The following is a 16,665-nucleotide window of genomic DNA, read 5'->3' on the forward strand; positions in this document are numbered from 1 at the left end:
ACCACCTCCCCGTTCACTCTTATCACGCGACCACCGCACCACCGTCGACCGGGAGAACCGCACCGGTGATGAACGAGGCGTCGGGCGAGGCGAGATACGTGATCGAGCGGGCGACTTCCGCGGGTGTGCCGCGCCGGCGCATGGGGGTGTGCGCCAACTGCCATTCCCGGAGCGCCGCCAACTGCTCGGGCGTCAGCCCCTGGTGCTTTCCGATCGGGGTCCCGATCGCGCCGGGTGCGACCGCCACGACGCGGATGCCGCGCGGCGCGAGCTCGACCGCCCAGGTGCGGGTGAACAGCTCCATGGCCATCTTGGTCGCCGCGTAGACGGATCCATGGGGCCACCCCCGCTGCCCGATCGAGGTACTGATATTCACGATGACGCCGCCGGAGGCCTCCAGCAGGGGCAGTGCGGCCTGGGAGAGCAGGAGGGGCGCGACCAGGTTGGTGGCGATCTGCGGCTCGATCATCTCGGTGGTCATGGTGCCGAGCGCGCCGCTGCGGACCACGGCGGCGTTGTTGACCAGTACATCGAGCCGCCCGTACGTCTCCCGCGCGGTGCGGATGATCCGCTCGGGTTCACCGGGGCCGGTGATGTCGGCCACCAGCGGCACGATCCGCTCGTGCCCGGCGGCGGTTTCGTCGAGCGGTCCGGGGCGCCGCCCGATGACGAGTACGGTGGCCCCCTCGGCGGCGAAGGCGTGGGCGGTGGCGCGGCCTATGCCGGTGCCGGCTCCGGTGATGGCGACGACGCGGCTGTCGGAAGAAGCTGAGCTGCTGTTCATGGGCCCATCGTTCAACCCTGCCGCCAGCGGTAAGGTCAAGCAGCGGCGCGGAATCGCGCACGGACGGTCGCGGCCCGCACGAGAACGTGATCATTCCGGTCATCCGGTTGCATCGTGCAGCCATTCACCGACCCTGGGCATTCAGGCATGAAACGGTTCGGTGGGGTGCGGGACAGCGCGTACCGTGGCCCCGTCCGGCACGGCAACGGCTGCCGGGCGCCGCACCGAGCCGGGACCCGGAGAACGCAGCCATGTCATTGCCCTCACTTGGACGCGAACCGGGCGCCGTGCACCATGAGCACTGCAACAGCAGCCGCTGCTGCCGCTGCCAGCAGCGGCCCTGGACGACGGCCGTCGGCTTCGAACGGCTCTGCGGTCTGTGTGCCTCCTGTTGCCGGGAGTGCGGCCGGGCGCCCGCCCGGCATCTGGACGGGCTCGACCACGGACTGTGCGGCGACTGCCGCGGCCTGTGCACCCGGTGCCGCACACCGCTGTCGGCGGACGGCGACTGCCAGTGCCGGAAGTGGCAGCGGGCCGGGGCGGATCCGGTCGGCTATCTCCTGCACGCGCTTCCGCAGCCCCTGATGAGGGAGTTCGGCGGCCGTTATCCGACCGAACTCGTCGAGTTGATCCACCGGGAGCTGGGTCGGCGCAGCGCGGATCAGCTCCTGGACCGGGTCGAGCGCCGGTGGAACGCCCGCTGGGCCCACACCCTCCAGGAGAAGGACGAGGACGGCCGGCGCCGCTGGCCGCCCCTGGAGATCGCCGGACATCTGCTGCGCGCGACGCTCTGCGACGACCCGCAGTGCGAGGACGGCCGGCTGCTCCACACCGACACCGCGTGCCCGCGGTGCGGGCACGCGCTGCACCGGTTCGTGCCCGCCCAGACGGACCGCAGGGCGACCTCGGACCGGGCCAGGAGCACGGCCGCCGAGATCCGGCGCGAGCTGCTCGACCGCCGGACCGGTGCGCGGCGCAGGGCCGCAGGATCACGGCGGGGCGAGGCCTGACACACGGCGTACCCGGGCGTGGTCAACACCACCGTGTCGGTGCGCGGCACCTACCGGCCCCGGGACCGCTGGTGACCGGCGCCTGATCAGCCGCCCACCAGCCGTGAGCGGATCAGGAACCGCACCCCCTCCGGGGCCTCCAGCGAGAAGCCGCTGCCCCGGCCCTCCACCACGTCGACGATCAGCCGAGTGTGCGCCCACACCTCGAACTGGCTCCTCGACATCCAGAACGGAATGCTCTCCGCCACCCCGCCGACCTCCAGGGAGGCGAGCAGCACATCGGAGCCGCCGGTACGGAACTCACCGTCCTGGTAGCACATGGGCGCACTGCCGTCGCAGCAGCCGCCCGACTGGTGGAACATCAACGGACCGTGCAGCTCGCGCAGTCGCCGCAGCAGATCGGCGGCTGCGGGTGTGAGCTCCACCGGCGGCGCGTCCGCGGAGCTCATGGCTGCGGTACCTCGGGTCGGTTCACGTATCGGCCTCTCTCCGGGCGCACTGCGGGGAACGTGGTTCGTGCGCGGCCCTCATACAACCCGGCCGTACGTTGCAGCGGGGTTGCGCGGACGGGGACCGCCCTCAGCCCGCCGCCGCCCAGGCGTAGCGGTGTTCCGGGCGGCCGGTGTCCCCGTACTTGAGACTGAGGCTGATCCGGCCCGCCCCCTCCAGGTACTTGAGGTACCGGTGGGCGGTCGAGCGGCTCAGGCCGGCCCGGGCGGCGACCTCGTGCGCGGACAACGGCTCACCGGCCGCCGACAGGACCTGGCGGATGACATCGGTGGTGGGTGCCGAGTGCCCCTTCGGGAGTCCGGCCGCCGAAACGGCCTCCGAGGTGCGCAGTGCCCCGAAGATCTGGTCGACCTGCTCCTGACCGGCTTCGCCGCGGCGGCTCTCCACACCTTCCAGGGTGCGGCGCAGCGTCGCGTAGCTCTCCAGCTTGGAACGCAGACCGCCGAAACTGAACGGCTTGACCAGGTACTGCAGAGCGCCGTACCGCATCGCGGTCCGTACGGTCACCACATCACGGGCGGCCGTCACCATGATCACGTCGGCCGGATGGCCGAGCTGGTGCAGCTGACGTACCAGAGTGAGGCCCGTCCGGTCCGGCAGATAGTGATCGAGCAGGATCAGATCGATATGCTCGCGTTCGAGTACGGACAGCGCCTGCGCCGCCGTGTGGGCGCGGGAGACGACGCGGAACCCCGGCACCTTGGCCACGTACGCCGCGTTGATCTCCGCCACCCGGAAGTCGTCGTCCACCACCAGAACATCTATCACTGCGGCTCTCCCACTTCGGTCAGCTGCCGGACGGTGAGCGCCTCCGGCAGAACGACGGTGAAGACGGCGCCGCCGCCGGCCCGGGCCGTGACCCGGGCCGCGCCGCCGTAGCGCTCGGCGAGGCGGCGCACCAGCGCCAGTCCGAGCCCGCGCTCCCGGTGGGCCGGGGACTCCTTGGTGGACCAGCCCTCGGCGAAGATCTGCTCCCGCATGGCGACGGGCACTCCGGGGCCGTTGTCGCTGACCCGCAGGACGGCGGTGGTGCCCTCGGCGAGCAGCTCCACCTCGACCAGCGTGGCGACGTCCAGGGCGTTGTCGATGAGATTGCCCAGCACGGTCACCAGATCGCGCGGGTCCACCACGACGTCGGGCAGCCGGGTGGCGGGGGACACCAGCAAGGACGCGCCGCGTTCGGCGGCGACGGCGGATTTGCCCACCAGCAGGGCCGACAGCAGCCGATCGTTCACGCGCTCGGCGACCTGCTCGGCCGAGGCCCGGTGCCCGTCGGCCACCTCGGTGACGAACTCCACCGCCGCCTCGTGCCTGCCGAGCTCCAGCAGACCCAGCAGGGTGTGCAGCCGGTTGGCGTGCTCGTGGTCCTGGGCGCGGAGCGCGTCGAGCAGTCCGTGCGTGGAGTCCAGCTCGCGGCCGAGCAGTTCGAGTTCGGTGCGGTCGCGCAGCGTCACGACGGCCCCGCCGTCGCCGGTGGGCATCCGGTTGGCGATCAGAACCCGCCCCCGGGAGACGGTGAGCAGATCGGCGCCGTCCACCCGGCCCGCCAGCACCTCCGCCGTACGCCCCGGCGGCAGCATCTCGCCCAGCGGGCGGCCGACGGCGTCCGGGGTCAGCTCCAGCAGCCGCTGCGCCTCGTCGTTGAGCAACCGGATCCTCCCGCGGGAGTCGAGCGCGAGCACCGCCTCCCGGATGCTGTGCAGCATCGCCTCACGCTCGTCCAGGAGCGCGGAGATGTCCGCGAAGGCCAGACCATGGGTGTTGCGCTGGACGCGGCGGGAGACGGCGAGCGCCGCCAGCACCCCGGCGGCCAGTGCGGCTCCCGCGTACTGCAGGAGCACCGGAATGGTGCTGAGCAGCCCCTGCCGGACGCTCTTGTACGCGATGCCCACGGAGACGGCCCCGACCACGGTCCCGGTCCGGTCGCGCAGCGGGACCTTCGCCCGGGCCGAGCGTCCCAGGGTGCCGATGTCGATCTGCATGACCTCGCGGCCGGCCAGGGCCGTGCTCGGATCGGTCGAGACGCGCTCGCTGATCCGGTCGGTCTCGGTGTGCGACCAGCGCACTCCCCGGGTGTCCATCACCACGATGTACAGCGCTCCGGTGGCCAGCCGGATCCGCTCCGCCTCGGCCTGCACGGGCCCGGACGGGCTGGGCCGGGTGCTCAGCAGTTTGTCCACCAGGCCGGGTTCGGCGGCGGTGGTCTGGGCGATGGACAGGGCCCGGCGCATCGCCTGGTCATCCAGCTCGTGGCTGAGCGGGGCCAGGAAGAGCCCGGTGACGAGCATGACGACTCCCGTCGTGATGACCACCTGGGTGAGCAGGACCTGGGCGAAGACACGGCGGGGCCAGTGAATCCGCATGTCCGTGTCCTCTGCTCTCCCGCGGTCCTCGAATCCGGTTCTCCGATCCCTTCGGTGTAAACGCAAGGTAAACGCCGCTGACCTCGCTGCCTACCCCTCGTCTCCGCTTCGTTGTACGGGCGTGAGCACAATGAGCACAACCGCGGGTAACGGGCAGAACCCGGAGTTGTGAGCGCAAGGCTCCCGCCGCGGCCGGACCGCCCCTAGCGTCCCGCCCCATGAACAGCGAAACGAGCCCCGCCATCGAGCTGCGGGGGGCGAGCAAAGCGTTCCGGACTCCGTCGGGGGCGCTCCACACCGCCGTACGGGATCTGGATCTGACGATCGGCAGGGGAGAGTTCGTCGCCGTCGTCGGCCCGACCGGATGCGGCAAGTCGACCACCCTGACCCTGATCAGCGGACTGGAGGAGCCCACCGAGGGTGAGGTCCTCGTCTCCGGCGAGCCGGTGAGCGGCATCGGCGACAAGGTCGGCTTCGTCTTCCAGCAGGACGCGGTCTTCCCCTGGCGGACCGTCCTGTCCAACGTCATGGCCGGCCCCCGCTTCCGGGGCGTGCCGAAGGCGGAGGCGAAGGAACGTGCGCGGGCCTGGCTCGACAGGGTCGGCCTGTCCTCCTTCGAGGACCGCTATCCGCACCAGCTCTCCGGGGGCCAGCGCAAGCGGGTCGCGCTCGCGGCGACGTTCGTCAACGACCCGGAGATCCTGCTGATGGACGAGCCGTTCTCGGCTCTCGACGTACAGACCCGGGCCCTGATGTCCGACGAGCTGCTGGAGCTGTGGGCCGGCACCGGAGCCTCCGTCGTCTTCGTCACCCACGACCTGGAGGAGTCCATCGCGCTGGCCGACAAGGTGGTCGTGATGACCGCGGGACCGGCCACGGTCAAGGAGGTCTTCGAGATCGGCCTGCCGCGTCCGCGCAAGGTCGAACAGGTGCGGCTGGAGCCCCGGTTCCTGGAGATCTACCGTGAGATCTGGTCCTCGCTCGGCGAAGAGGTCCGCATCACCCGCGAGAGGGGTGCGGCCGATGCCGCCTGAGACCGTCACCATGGATGTCGCCGTGAGCGGGACCCGGCGGACCGAGGCCAGGGCGCGGGCCGCCCGCAACCGCAGGATGCTGGTGCTGGCCAGCCGGATCGCCGTGCTCGTCGCCGTCGTCGGGCTGTGGGAGTGGCTGGCCAGGACGGCCGTCATCGATCCGTTCAACTTCTCCATGCCGTCGAAGATCTGGGACCAGATCCGGACCTGGGTGACCGACGGCACCGCCCAGGGCTCCCTGTGGGAGCAGATCTGGTACACGCTCTACGAGGCGCTGCTGGGCTGGGTCATCGGCGTGATCGCCGGTGTACTGCTCGGCATCGCACTGGGCCGTGTCCGCTTCGCCGCCGACGTGCTCGGCCCGTACATCAAGGTCCTCAACGCCCTGCCGCGCATCGTGCTCGCCCCGATCTTCCTGATCTGGTTCGGCCTCGGCCCGGCGTCGAAGGTCGCCTCCGCGGTCGTCCTGGTGTTCTTCCCCGTCTTCTTCAACGCCTTCCAGGGCGCCAGGGAGGTCGACCGCAACCTCGTCGCCAACTCCCGCATCCTGGGCGCCAGCAACCGGCAGGTGACCCTTCAGGTGGTCATTCCCTCGGCCACTTCGTGGATCTTCACCAGCCTGCATGTCAGCTTCGGCTTCGCGCTGATCGGCGCCATCGTCGGTGAGTACATCGGCGCCACCAAGGGACTCGGTCTGCTGGTCGCCGCCTCGCAGGGCACCTTCAACGCGGCGGGCGTCTACGCAGCCATGGTCATCCTCGCGGTCGTCGCCCTGCTCGCCGAGGGGCTGCTCACCTTCCTGGAGAAGAAGCTCTTCCGCTGGAAGCCGGCCGAGGCCGACACCGCGCGCTGAGCCCGCGCCTCCCCTCCCTCCTTCCCTCCCCTCCCGGGAACCCTCTTCACAAGGACGTGAACCAGATGCGTATGTCCCCCCGGATCCCGGCACTCGCCGTCGCCGGAGTGCTCGCCGCGGCGAGCCTGACCGCCTGCGGAGGCGACTCCACCTCCGCGTCCGGCGACAAGAACGACAGGGTCAAGATCATGGTGGGCGGCCTGGACAAGGTCATCTACCTGCCCGCGATGCTCACCGAGCGGCTCGGCTACTTCAAGGACGAGGGCGTCGCGGTCCAGTTGCTGACCGAGCCCGCCGGCGTCCAGGCGGAGACCGCGCTGGTCTCCGGCGACGTGCAGGGCACCGTCGGCTTCTACGACCACACCCTCGACCTCCAGGTGAAGGGCAAGCACGTCGAGTCGGTGGTCCAGTTCTCCCAGGCTCCGGGTGAGGTCGAGATGGTCTCCAACAAGGCGGCGGGCGACATCGGCTCGGCGAAGGACTTCAAGGGCAAGAAGCTGGGCGTGACGGGACTCGGCTCCTCGACCGACTTCCTGACGAAGTACCTCGCCGTGAAGAACGGAGTGCAGACCAGCGAGTTCACGCCCGTCGCGGTCGGAGCCGGCCAGACGTTCATCTCCGCGCTCCAGCAGGGCTCCATCCAGGGCGGCATGACGACCGACCCGACCGTGGCCACCATCCTGGACAAGAAGCTGGGCAGGATCCTCATCGACATGCGGACCCCGGAAGGCTCCAAGAAGGCGCTCGGCGGGCTCTACCCGTCCTCCAGCCTCTACATGCAGACCGACTGGGTCAACGGCCACAAGGCGACCGTGCAGAAGCTGGCCAACGCCTTCGTGAAGACCCTGAAGTGGATGTCCACCCACAGTGCGGACGAGATCGCCGCGAAGATGCCGGCCGACTACGCGCAGGGCGGCGGCGCGGCGCTCTACGCGCAGTCCATCAAGAACACCCTGCCGATGTTCACCACGGACGGGGTGATGCCCCCGGACGGGCCGGCCACCGTCGAGCGGGTCCTGAAGGCCTTCAACCCCAACCTCAAGAACGCGGACGTGGACCTCTCCAAGACGTACACCACGGAGTTCGTGAAGAAGGCGCACTGACACACCGGTGCCCGCCCGCGCGCTCGTACGCCTCCGCGTGCGGGCGCGCCGACGGGTATCGACTACGTCGGTCGACGCTCGGCGGCCAGACAGGCGGAGATCGCGGTCGTGGCCTGGGCCAGGGTCGCGATGCCGCCTGCGGGTCCGGCCTTCCGCAGTCGTGCGCGCAGCTCATCCTGAGTCCATCCGCCTCCTGAGTCCATCCGCCGAGTCACCGCCGGCCTGGCAGGCGGGCGGTGGAGGAGACCGGGTGGTGGTGGGCGATGCCGCCCACCACCCCGTACCGCACGGACGTCTCGGCGCGCAGGCTGTCGAGTTGCCGTCGGACGGTGTTGCGAAACGATCAGTAGGACGGTACGCGGTTACTCCGAGGCGATTTCGCCGGTCTGCCGGTCCGGCTCCGGGGCAGGAGCCGGCACCGTGGCCGCGGACCCGAGCCGGACAGCCTTCACCACGGCCTCGTGCAGCGCGCGGCTCTCCTCCTCCGAAGAGCACGGCACGGGGCTGCCCGACATGGTGAACCAGTCGGCGGCGCCGGTGTACTGCACGGTGATCTGTGCCGTGTCCTCGGCCCATGTGGTGTGGACGGTCAGGTCGCCGGACAGCGGCCCGACCTCCTCGGTGAGCACGCCACCGTGCCCCGAATAGATTCCGCGAGTCGTCCAGGACGCCCAGGTCATGTATCCAGGCTCGCACCAAAGGGGCTGAATCGCGACCCGCGGGAACCAATATCCCGTGGCGCGCGGGCAATCGGTCCGTCGCGCACCGTGCCGCTCCGGACGGTCCACGGATTTGAACGAAACTTTCTGTGCGCCGCCGCTGCGGTTACCGCAGTGGCCGATCCCGTTGCCCTGACGCGATTTTGACGTCAAACCGTTGACTGGAGGTCGATCGGCAACGAATTTCGAAGCAAAAGAGCTCTTGACCTGCGGAACGCGTCGGTATTGCATGACGCGCCGGGAGTAACGGAACCACCCACCACCCCTCGTCCGGAGGCGATACCGCTCCCGCGCTCAGATCTCGCACCTGTTGATCGGAAACCGCCACGATGACCGACACGCTCAGCGCTCCCCCGGCGCCGGCCCCCGCGACCGGACCCACCCCGCAGAAACTCAAGCGTTCCATCGGCGTCGTCGGTGGCACCCTGCTCACGCTCTCCTGCGTGACACCCGCCTCCACCCTCTTCGTGGTCGTGCCCGACCTGTTCGCCACCCTCGGCACCTACACGGCCCTCACCATCGCCGTCGGCTCGCTGCTCTGCATCGCGGTGGCCTTCTGCTACTGCGAGCTGGGCACCCTCATCCCGAGCGCCGGCGGCGAGTACGCCATGGTGTCGACGATGGCGGGACGGCTCGCCGGCTGGCTCGTGTTCGTGCTCTCGCTGCTCGTCGTGATGATCGTGCCCCCGGTCATCGCCATGGGGACCGCCGACTACCTCTCTCCCGTGGTGCACATCCCGGCCCCCCTCGCCGGTGCGGGCGTGATGCTCCTCGCCACGCTCGCGGGCCTCCTCGACCTGCGCGCGAACGCGTGGATCACCGGGATCTTCCTCGTGCTGGAAGTGATCGCGGCGGGCGTCGTCGCCGTGCTCGGTCTCGCCCATTCCGAGCGGGGCGCCTCCGCGCTGCTGCACGGCTCGGTGGCCCCGTCCGGAGGCACGGGTTCCACCGTCACCGCCATGATGGTGATCTCCGGTCTCGCCATCGCCCTCTTCATCACGCAGGGCTTCTCCACGGCCGTCTACCTCTCCGAGGAGCTGGAGGACCCGCGGCGCAATGTGGCCCGCACCGTCCTCGCCACCCTGGCGATCTCGACCGCGGTCATCCTCGTCCCCGTCATCGCCATCACGCTGGGCGCCCCCGACCTCGCGGCCCTGACCACGGGCGACCTGAGCGGCATGGTCCGGGCCTGGTCCAACTCGGCCGTGGGCACGTTCGTCAGCCTCTGCGTCGCCCTCGCCATCATCAACGCCGGCATCGTCATGGTCATCCAGAACTCCCGGGTGCTGTACGCCTCCGCCCGCGACAAGGCCTGGCCCGCCCCGGTCAACCACGCCCTGTCCCGGCTCGGCCGGTTCGGCTCGCCGTGGGTCGCGACGCTGATCGTCGGTGTGCCGGGCGCCGCCCTCTGCTTCGTCAACCTCGACACCCTCTACGGCGTCACCGGGGTCTCGGTCACCGCCATGTACCTGCTGGTGGCCGTGGCCGCCCTGCTCTGCCGACGCGGCGCGCACCGCGGGGCCGCGGCCTGGCGCATGCCGCTGTGGCCCGCGATACCCGTGCTGCTCATCGTCGTGCTCGCGTACATCCTGACCCGGCAGGACACCGAGTACCTCGTGTGGACGGGCGGGATCACCGCAGCCGCCACGCTCTACTGGGCGCTGTATCTGCGGCCCCGCCGGGAGACCCGCTGGCTGGTCAGCGTTCCGGAGGACGAACAGGTCTGAGACCGGAACGCGGTTGATCGGGTGACTCCGACCCGTCACCCCACATGCCTGAGCCGCACCGCGGTTAGGCATGTCGGCATGACATGTGATTCCCGACCGAAGAACACCGGACTCCTCCGTGCCCACCGCCTCCGCGCGGCCGGTGCCGCCTGCGTCGTCCTGACCGCCGCCCTGCTCACCGGCTGCGGCCAGGACAGCGGCAGCACGTCGACGGCGACGGAGACCTCCGAAGCCGCGCGCGCCGTCCCGGAGCGGACGGCCAGCCACTCGCCCAGCCCGAGCGCTTCGCTGACCCAGGACCAGGAGAAGCGCAAGAAGCTGCTGGCCTCCACCAAGATCGCCTTCGACAAGGCCGTCACCACGGCCGAGGGAGCCGTCGCAGGAAGCAAGCTGATCGAGATCGACCTGAAGGGTCCGGGGAAGTCGGGCGGCACCGACGAGTCCCCGTCCGCGAGCCCCAGCGGTTCCCCGACCGGTGCCAGTCCCTCACCGAGCGGCTCCAGCGCGTCCCCCTCGGGAACCGGCTCCCCGTCCGCGAGCCCCGCCTCCACCGGCCCGGAATGGGTCGCGACCGTCGCCGCGAAGGACGGCACCGAGCACACCGTGCGCATCGACGCGGTCTCCGGCAAGGTCCTCCAGTCCTTCGAGGACCAGGGCCAGGACGCGCAGGAGAAGAGCCGGACGGCCGACCGGATCGCCAAGGCCACGCAGACGCCGCAGCAGGCGGCCAAGGTCGCGGCGGACAAGGCCAAGGGCACCGTGACGTCCGTCGATCTCGAAGACAACGACAACAACGTCCTCGTCTGGTCCGTCGACGTCGTCACCAAGGACTGGAAAAAGACCACCGTCGACGTGGACGCGGCCAGTGGCTCCGTCACCGGTGAGCACGTCGACAACGACTGACACCTCCACGGCACCGCGTCCCACGGAAAGCCGCCCCCGGCCCGCACGGACCGGGGGCACTGCCATGTCATTCGGCCGGGACGGACTCCGGGTGTGCCTCGTCCGCCGTCGGCGACTCGAACTGCGTCCGGTACAGCTCCTCGTACCGCCCGCCCGCGGCCAGCAGTTCGGTGTGCGTACCGCGTTCCGCCACCCGGCCCTCCTCGATGACCAGGATCAGGTCGGCCGCCCGCACGGTCGAGAGCCGGTGGGCGATCACCACGGCGGTACGTCCCTCCAGCGCCTCGGCCAGCGCCTCCTGCACGGCGGCCTCCGAGGTCGAGTCCAGGTGCGCGGTCGCCTCGTCGAGGATGACGACGCGCTGACGGGCCAGCAGCAGCCGGGCGATGGTCAGCCGCTGGCGCTCACCGCCCGAGAGCCGGTAGCCGCGCTCGCCCACCACCGTGTCGAGCCCGTCGGGCAGCGAGGCCACCAGCCCGTCGAGGCGGGAGCGGCGCAGGGCGTCCCAGATGTCGTCCTCGGTCGCCCCGGGCCTGGCGAGGACGAGATTGGCGCGGACCGACTCATGGAAGAGGTGCCCGTCCTGGGTGACCATCCCGAGCGTCTCGCGGATCGACTCGGCGGTCAGATCGCGTACGTCGACGCCGTTCAGCCGTACCGAGCCGGCATCGGCGTCGTACAGCCGGGGCAGCAGCTGAGCGATCGTCGACTTGCCGGCGCCGGAGGAGCCGACCAAGGCGACCATCCGGCCGGGTTCGGCCCGGAAGGAGACCTCGTGCAGGACCTGCGTACCGCCCCGGGAATCGAGCGTCGCGACCTCTTCGAGGGAGGCGAGGGAGACCTTGTCGGCGGACGGGTACCCGAAGGAGACGCCGTCGAACTCCACCGACACCGGCCCCTCCGGCACCTTGCGGGCATCCGGCTTCTCGGCGATCAGCGGCTTCAGGTCGAGGATCTCGAAGACCCGCTCGAAGCTCACCAGGGCGCTCATCACCTCGACCCGGGCACCGGCCAGCGCCGTCAGCGGGGCATAGAGCCGGGTGAGCAGCAGAGCGAGCGCCACGACCGCCCCCGGTTCCAGACTGCCGCGCAACGCGTAGTAGCCACCGAGTCCGTAGACGAGCGCGAGAGCCAGCGCGGACACCAGGGTGAGCGCCGTGATGAACGTCGACTGCGCCATGGCCGTACGGATACCGATGTCCCGGACCCTGCTCGCGCGGGCGGCGAATTCGGCGGACTCGTCGGCCGGCCTGCCGAAGAGCTTGACCAGGGTCGCGCCGGGGGCCGAGAAACGTTCGGTCATCTGGGTGCCCATGGCGGCGTTGTGACCGGCGGCCTCACGCTGCATCCGGGCCATTCTGGAACCCATCCGCCGCGCGGGCACGACGAACACCGGCAGCAGGACGAGCGCGAGCAGCGTGATCTGCCACGAGATGGTGAGCATCACCCCGAGGGTCAGCAACAGGGTGACCAGGTTGGAGGCCACACCCGACAACGTGTTGCTGAACGCCCTCTGCGCCCCGATGACATCGTTGTTGAGCCGGCTCACCAGGGCGCCGGTGCGGGTCCGGGTGAAGAAGGCGACCGGCATCCGCTGCACATGGTCGAAGACCGCTGTGCGCAGGTCCAGGATCAGCCCCTCGCCGAGGGTCGCCGACAGCAGGCGGGTCAGCAGGCCGAGCGCCGCCTCGGCCACGGCGATGACGGCGATCAGCAGGGCCAGCCGGATCACCGTCCCGCTCTCCTTGCCCTGCACGATCGCGTCGACCACCCGCCCGGCCAGCACCGGCGTGGCCACCGCCAGCAGGGCGGTGACCACGCTCAGCACGAGGAAGCGGTAGAGCTCACGGCGCCGCGGCCGGGCGAAGGAGCCGATCCGGCGCACGGTGGCCCTGGAGAAGGGCCGGCGGTCCTGTTGGGCGTTCATCGCACTGTGCAGCGATGACCAAGCGGTGACTTCCATACTCATGCGGTGCCTCCGGGAACGGGTTGATGCTCCCGGAGGCCGGACACGGCCCGGGGCGCAGACAGAACGCTAAGGTCTCAAGGTGACTTGAGGTCAACCGCCTTCTCCGCGCCCGGCGCAGGATCTTGACTCTCGTCCGGCGGACCGATCGGCAGGCACACCTGAAACCGGGTATCGCCCGGCTCCGAGGAGACCCGGATGTCGCCGCGGTGCTTGTTCACGACAATGCGGTAGGAGATGTCCAGCCCCAGTCCGGTGCCCTCACCGACCGGTTTGGTCGTGAAGAACGGCTCGAAGATCCGCGGCCTGATCGCGGCCGGGATGCCGGTGCCGGTGTCGGCCACCTCGACGAGCAGCCGGGAGTCCTCCCGCCAGGTCCGGATCGTCAGCGTGCCGCCGTCCGGCATGGCGTCGACCGCGTTGACGATCAGATTGGTCCACACCTGGTTGAGCTCGGCGCCGAACGCCGAGATGGGCGGCAGCTCACGGTCGTAACTCCTGACCACCCGGACCCCGGAGGGGATCTTCGCCTGGAGCATCGTCAGGGTGGCGTCCAGCAGGGTGTGCACATCCACCGTCTGCTGCGGCGCCCGGTCCAGCTGGGCGTACTGCTGGGCGGCGCCGACCAGGCCCGAGATACGGGTCACGGCGTCGTCGATCTCACCCATCAGCAGCTCCGCGTCCACCGTGTACGCCAGCCAGTGGACCGTGGAGCCGAGATTGTCCGTTCCGATGGCCTCGGCGGCCGAGGACAGCCACGGAACGCCGATGTCCGCGGAGACCAGGGTGGGTGCCAGGTCCCAGCCGTCCGCGACCCCGTGTTCCTCCAGCCAGTCCCCGACGCTGTCCTCGGCGTCGGCGGCGGCCAGGGCGGGCAGTCCGGTTGCCTCGGCGGCCCGGTGCACCGCGTCGTCCTGGAGCTCGACGAGCCGGTGCAGTTCGGAGCCGTCCAGCCGGCCGTCGGCGATCATGGCGAGCTTGTGGCGCATCCCCGCGACCCGTTCCCGCAGCGCCGCCGTGGCCCGCACGGCGGCGGCCGCGGGATTGTTCAGCTCGTGGGTGAGGCCCGCCGACAGCGAGGCCAGGGCCAGCAGCCGCTCGCGCTCGCTGACGATCGCGTTGGCCGCCCGGGTACCGAAGAACAGGCCGTCCAGCAGATGCAGCGCCATCGGGAACCAAGTCCTCACCGCGTACGCGAACTCCCGCGCCGGCAGTACGAAGAAATCGGCGTCGGTGACCGCCCGCAACGTGTGGGCGTACCGCTGCTCGACCCGGTCACCGAGGTACGCGCGGGTCGCACCCGTGTACACCCCGCGCTGATCGGTGCGGTTCACCTCCACGTCGTCGCCGTGCAGCACGCGGCTGAGCGCGATCGCCCCGCCGAGCAGCACATAGAAGCAGGTGGCGTCCTCGCCCTCCTCGTACACCACCCCGCCGGCCGGGCGCCGTTCGGTACGGCCCCGCTCCGCCAGCCAGCCGAGCTGCTCGTCGCTCAGCTCCTCGAACAGGAACAGGGTCCGCAACTGCTCCGGTGACAGCCGGTCCGACTCGGTCACTGCGCCTCCAGATAACGGTGCACCAGGGAGACCGCCATGGCTCCCTCGCCGACGGCCGAAGCGACCCGCTTCACCGACGAGGAACGCACATCCCCCGCGGCGAACACACCAGGCACGCTCGACTCCAGGTGGTACGGGTCCCTCGGCAGCCGCCAGCCGGCCGGACGGTCGCCCCCGGCAACCAGATCCGGTCCGGTCACGACGAACCCGTGCTCGTCGCGCGTGACGACCCCCTCCAGCCACTGCGTGTGCGGCTCGGCCCCGATGAAGACGAACAGCCACGAGGCGGCCACGGTGCGCTCCGCGCCGGAGCGGCTGTCGCGCAGGGTGAGCTGCTGCAGATGCCCCTCGCCCACACCGCCCGACACCTCGGTCCACGGGTGGATCTCGATGGTGCCGATGCCGTTGATCTGGTCGATCAGGTAGCTGGACATCGAACGCGTTAGATCGCCCTGGCGCACGAGGATGTGGACCCGCCGTGCGTAGCGCGAGAAATGGACCGCCGCCTGGCCCGCGGAATTGGCGCCGCCGACGATATAGACGTCCTCTCCGGAACAGCTCGGTGCCTCGGTGACGGCGGAGCCGTAGAAGACACCCGCCCCGGCGAACTCGTCCAGCCCGGTGGCGGCCAGCCGCCGGTAGGAGACGCCGGTGGCCAGCACCACGGTGTGCGCGGCGATCGAGCTGTCCGGACCGAGATGCAGCACCCGGCCCGCCCCTGCCGCCTCCAGTGCGACGACCCGCTGGGCGCTCAGGATCTCCGCGCCGAACTTCAGCGCCTGGCGGCGGGCCCGGTCGGTGAGCTGTGATCCGGAGACACCGTCGGGGAAGCCGAGGTAGTTCTCGATCCGGCTGCTCTGCCCGGCCTGCCCGCCGGTGGCCCGCTCCTCCACCAGGATGGTGCGCAGCCCCTCCGAGGCACCGTAGACGGCCGCGCCCAGTCCGGCCGGTCCGCCGCCCACCACCGCCAGGTCGTAGAAGTCCGAAGCCGGCACGGTACTGAGCCCGGCCTGCGCGGCGAGCTCCCGCTCGGTGGGGGAGACCAGGGGCTTCCCCTCCGGGGTGACGACCAGCGGCACGTCCGCCGCGGACAGCCCCGCGGCGGCCAGCAGCCGCAGCCCCTCCGGCTCGTCCGACAGCAGCCACCGGTAGGGCACCAGATTGCGGGTGAGGAAGTCGCGGACCGCGAACGACGGTGCCGACCAGCGGTGCCCGACCACCCTGATCTCAGTCTCGCCCGGATCCGGTGTCGCGTGCCACAGCTCCAGCAGACTGTCGATCACCGGGTAGAGATGCTGTTCCGGCGGGCTCCAGGGCTTGAGGAGGTAGTGGTCCAGGTCCACGACGTTGATCGCGTCGATGGCCGCCTCGGTGTCCGAGTAGGCGGTCAGCAGCACCCGGCGGGCCAGCGGGAACAGGTCCATCGCCGCTTCCAGGAACTCGATGCCGTTCATGTGCGGCATCCGGTAGTCGGCCAGCATCAGGGCCAGCCGGTCGCCGCGGAGCTTGATCTCGCGCAGCGCGTCGAGGGCGTCGCCACCGGAGAGCGCCCGCACGATGCGGTAGCGGTCGCCGTACTGACGACGGAGGTCGCGGGCGACCGCCCGGGAGACCGCCGGGTCGTCGTCGACGCTCAGAATCGTGGGATTCGCCATGGCTCCATCATTCCCGCACGGACGCGAAAACGGCGGCGGAGGATCGAAAGCGGGGGAGCCGGCAGAGGCCGGTCCGCGGCGGAACGCTCACTCCTCGGTGCCGCCCGCGGTCCCGACGGCGGACCACGTAGAATCAGCCCCTGTTTCCGGCCGAACGATGGCATACCCAACCGATTGAGGCAGTTCGACGTGAGTTTCACAGACAGTTCCGAGGCACCGATCTACGCCGGTCTCGTGGAGGAGCACGGGGACGTCCTGGCGGAGGTGCGCCGAGTGGCTGAGGAGACTCTGCGCGAGGCCGACCGGGCCGTCGACTTCAGCGATGTGCGCAGGTCGGCGGCGTACCGGTAGCAGCTGACCGGCCCCGTTCGGGCGGCACTGCCCCCGGTCCATGCGACCCCTTCGATCTTCCGCGTTCCGGCACCCGGCACGGCCCCGCGCCGTGCGCCGTCACGGCCTCTCGCACTGCGGACCGGGCTCCC

Annotated in this window: 15 protein-coding genes; 7 read left to right on the forward strand and 8 right to left on the reverse strand. The window is 70.5% G+C overall.

The features are described from left to right. Positions 1-22: 22 nt before the first annotated feature. On the reverse strand, positions 23-784 hold the full coding sequence (locus tag OG322_RS37840; RefSeq protein WP_123465305.1) for an SDR family NAD(P)-dependent oxidoreductase: 762 nt from the start codon (positions 782-784) through the stop codon (positions 23-25). 251 nt (positions 785-1,035) lie between these two features. Here OG322_RS37840 and OG322_RS37845 point away from each other — a divergent pair, with 251 nt between their 5' ends. Further along, a complete protein-coding gene (locus OG322_RS37845; RefSeq protein WP_123465307.1) occupies positions 1,036-1,794 on the forward strand; it encodes a hypothetical protein in 759 nt (252 codons plus the stop codon). An 86-nt stretch (positions 1,795-1,880) separates the two neighbouring features. On the opposite strand, the gene OG322_RS37850 is transcribed toward OG322_RS37845, so the two are convergent. From OG322_RS37850 to OG322_RS37860, 3 genes are all read right to left on the reverse strand, one after another. Further along, positions 1,881-2,243: a DUF779 domain-containing protein gene (locus OG322_RS37850; protein ID WP_123465309.1), complete on the reverse strand. Its 363-nt coding sequence runs from the start codon at positions 2,241-2,243 to the stop codon at positions 1,881-1,883. Between the two features lie 130 nt (positions 2,244-2,373). Beyond that, positions 2,374-3,072 carry a response regulator gene (locus OG322_RS37855; RefSeq protein WP_124285894.1) on the reverse strand — a complete coding sequence of 233 codons (699 nt, stop codon included), beginning with the start codon at positions 3,070-3,072 and terminating at the stop codon, positions 2,374-2,376. Next, positions 3,069-4,667: a sensor histidine kinase gene (locus tag OG322_RS37860; protein WP_329307560.1), complete on the reverse strand. Its 1,599-nt coding sequence runs from the start codon at positions 4,665-4,667 to the stop codon at positions 3,069-3,071. The genes OG322_RS37855 and OG322_RS37860 overlap by 4 nt, the downstream gene beginning before the upstream one ends. A gap of 218 nt (positions 4,668-4,885) precedes the next feature. Between OG322_RS37860 and OG322_RS37865 the strand changes: the two genes are divergently transcribed. From OG322_RS37865 to OG322_RS37875, 3 genes are all read left to right on the forward strand, one after another. Continuing rightward, the gene (locus OG322_RS37865; RefSeq protein ID WP_123465316.1) at positions 4,886-5,701 is read left to right on the forward strand and encodes an ABC transporter ATP-binding protein; all 816 of its coding nucleotides are present in this window, start codon (positions 4,886-4,888) and stop codon (positions 5,699-5,701) included. Then, positions 5,691-6,554 carry an ABC transporter permease gene (locus tag OG322_RS37870; RefSeq protein ID WP_123466427.1) on the forward strand — a complete coding sequence of 288 codons (864 nt, stop codon included), beginning with the start codon at positions 5,691-5,693 and terminating at the stop codon, positions 6,552-6,554. Before OG322_RS37865 ends, OG322_RS37870 begins: the two co-directional genes overlap by 11 nt. A gap of 65 nt (positions 6,555-6,619) precedes the next feature. Then, positions 6,620-7,657, forward strand: coding sequence for an ABC transporter substrate-binding protein (locus OG322_RS37875; protein WP_123465318.1), 1,038 nt, complete (start codon positions 6,620-6,622; stop codon positions 7,655-7,657). 362 nt (positions 7,658-8,019) lie between these two features. Here OG322_RS37875 and OG322_RS37885 read toward each other — a convergent pair whose 3' ends face one another. After that, on the reverse strand, positions 8,020-8,337 hold the full coding sequence (locus OG322_RS37885; RefSeq protein ID WP_123465320.1) for a hypothetical protein: 318 nt from the start codon (positions 8,335-8,337) through the stop codon (positions 8,020-8,022). A 368-nt stretch (positions 8,338-8,705) separates the two neighbouring features. Between OG322_RS37885 and OG322_RS37890 the strand changes: the two genes are divergently transcribed. Both OG322_RS37890 and OG322_RS37895 read left to right on the forward strand, forming a co-directional pair. Further along, a complete protein-coding gene (locus tag OG322_RS37890; protein ID WP_124285896.1) occupies positions 8,706-10,103 on the forward strand; it encodes an APC family permease in 1,398 nt (465 codons plus the stop codon). A gap of 78 nt (positions 10,104-10,181) precedes the next feature. After that, on the forward strand, positions 10,182-11,006 hold the full coding sequence (locus OG322_RS37895) for a PepSY domain-containing protein (RefSeq protein ID WP_123465324.1): 825 nt from the start codon (positions 10,182-10,184) through the stop codon (positions 11,004-11,006). Between the two features lie 67 nt (positions 11,007-11,073). On the opposite strand, the gene OG322_RS37900 is transcribed toward OG322_RS37895, so the two are convergent. The 3 genes from OG322_RS37900 to OG322_RS37910 form a co-directional block, all read right to left on the reverse strand. Continuing rightward, entirely contained in the window at positions 11,074-12,975 is a 1,902-nt protein-coding gene (locus tag OG322_RS37900; protein WP_123465326.1) for an ABC transporter ATP-binding protein, read from the reverse strand. 74 nt (positions 12,976-13,049) lie between these two features. Then, complete coding sequence (locus tag OG322_RS37905) at positions 13,050-14,528, reverse strand: ATP-binding protein (protein ID WP_123465328.1); 1,479 nt, start codon at positions 14,526-14,528, stop codon at positions 13,050-13,052. After that, positions 14,525-16,183 carry an FAD-dependent oxidoreductase gene (locus OG322_RS37910; protein ID WP_123465330.1) on the reverse strand — a complete coding sequence of 553 codons (1,659 nt, stop codon included), beginning with the start codon at positions 16,181-16,183 and terminating at the stop codon, positions 14,525-14,527. The genes OG322_RS37905 and OG322_RS37910 overlap by 4 nt, the downstream gene beginning before the upstream one ends. 189 nt (positions 16,184-16,372) lie before the next feature. On the opposite strand from OG322_RS37910, the gene OG322_RS37915 reads away from it, so the two are divergent. Further along, the gene (locus OG322_RS37915; RefSeq protein ID WP_164494445.1) at positions 16,373-16,534 is read left to right on the forward strand and encodes a hypothetical protein; all 162 of its coding nucleotides are present in this window, start codon (positions 16,373-16,375) and stop codon (positions 16,532-16,534) included. Positions 16,535-16,665: the final 131 nt, after the last annotated feature.

Origin of the sequence: Streptomyces sp. NBC_01260 (assembly GCF_036226405.1) — a bacterium.
Classification (GTDB): domain Bacteria; phylum Actinomycetota; class Actinomycetes; order Streptomycetales; family Streptomycetaceae; genus Streptomyces; species Streptomyces laculatispora.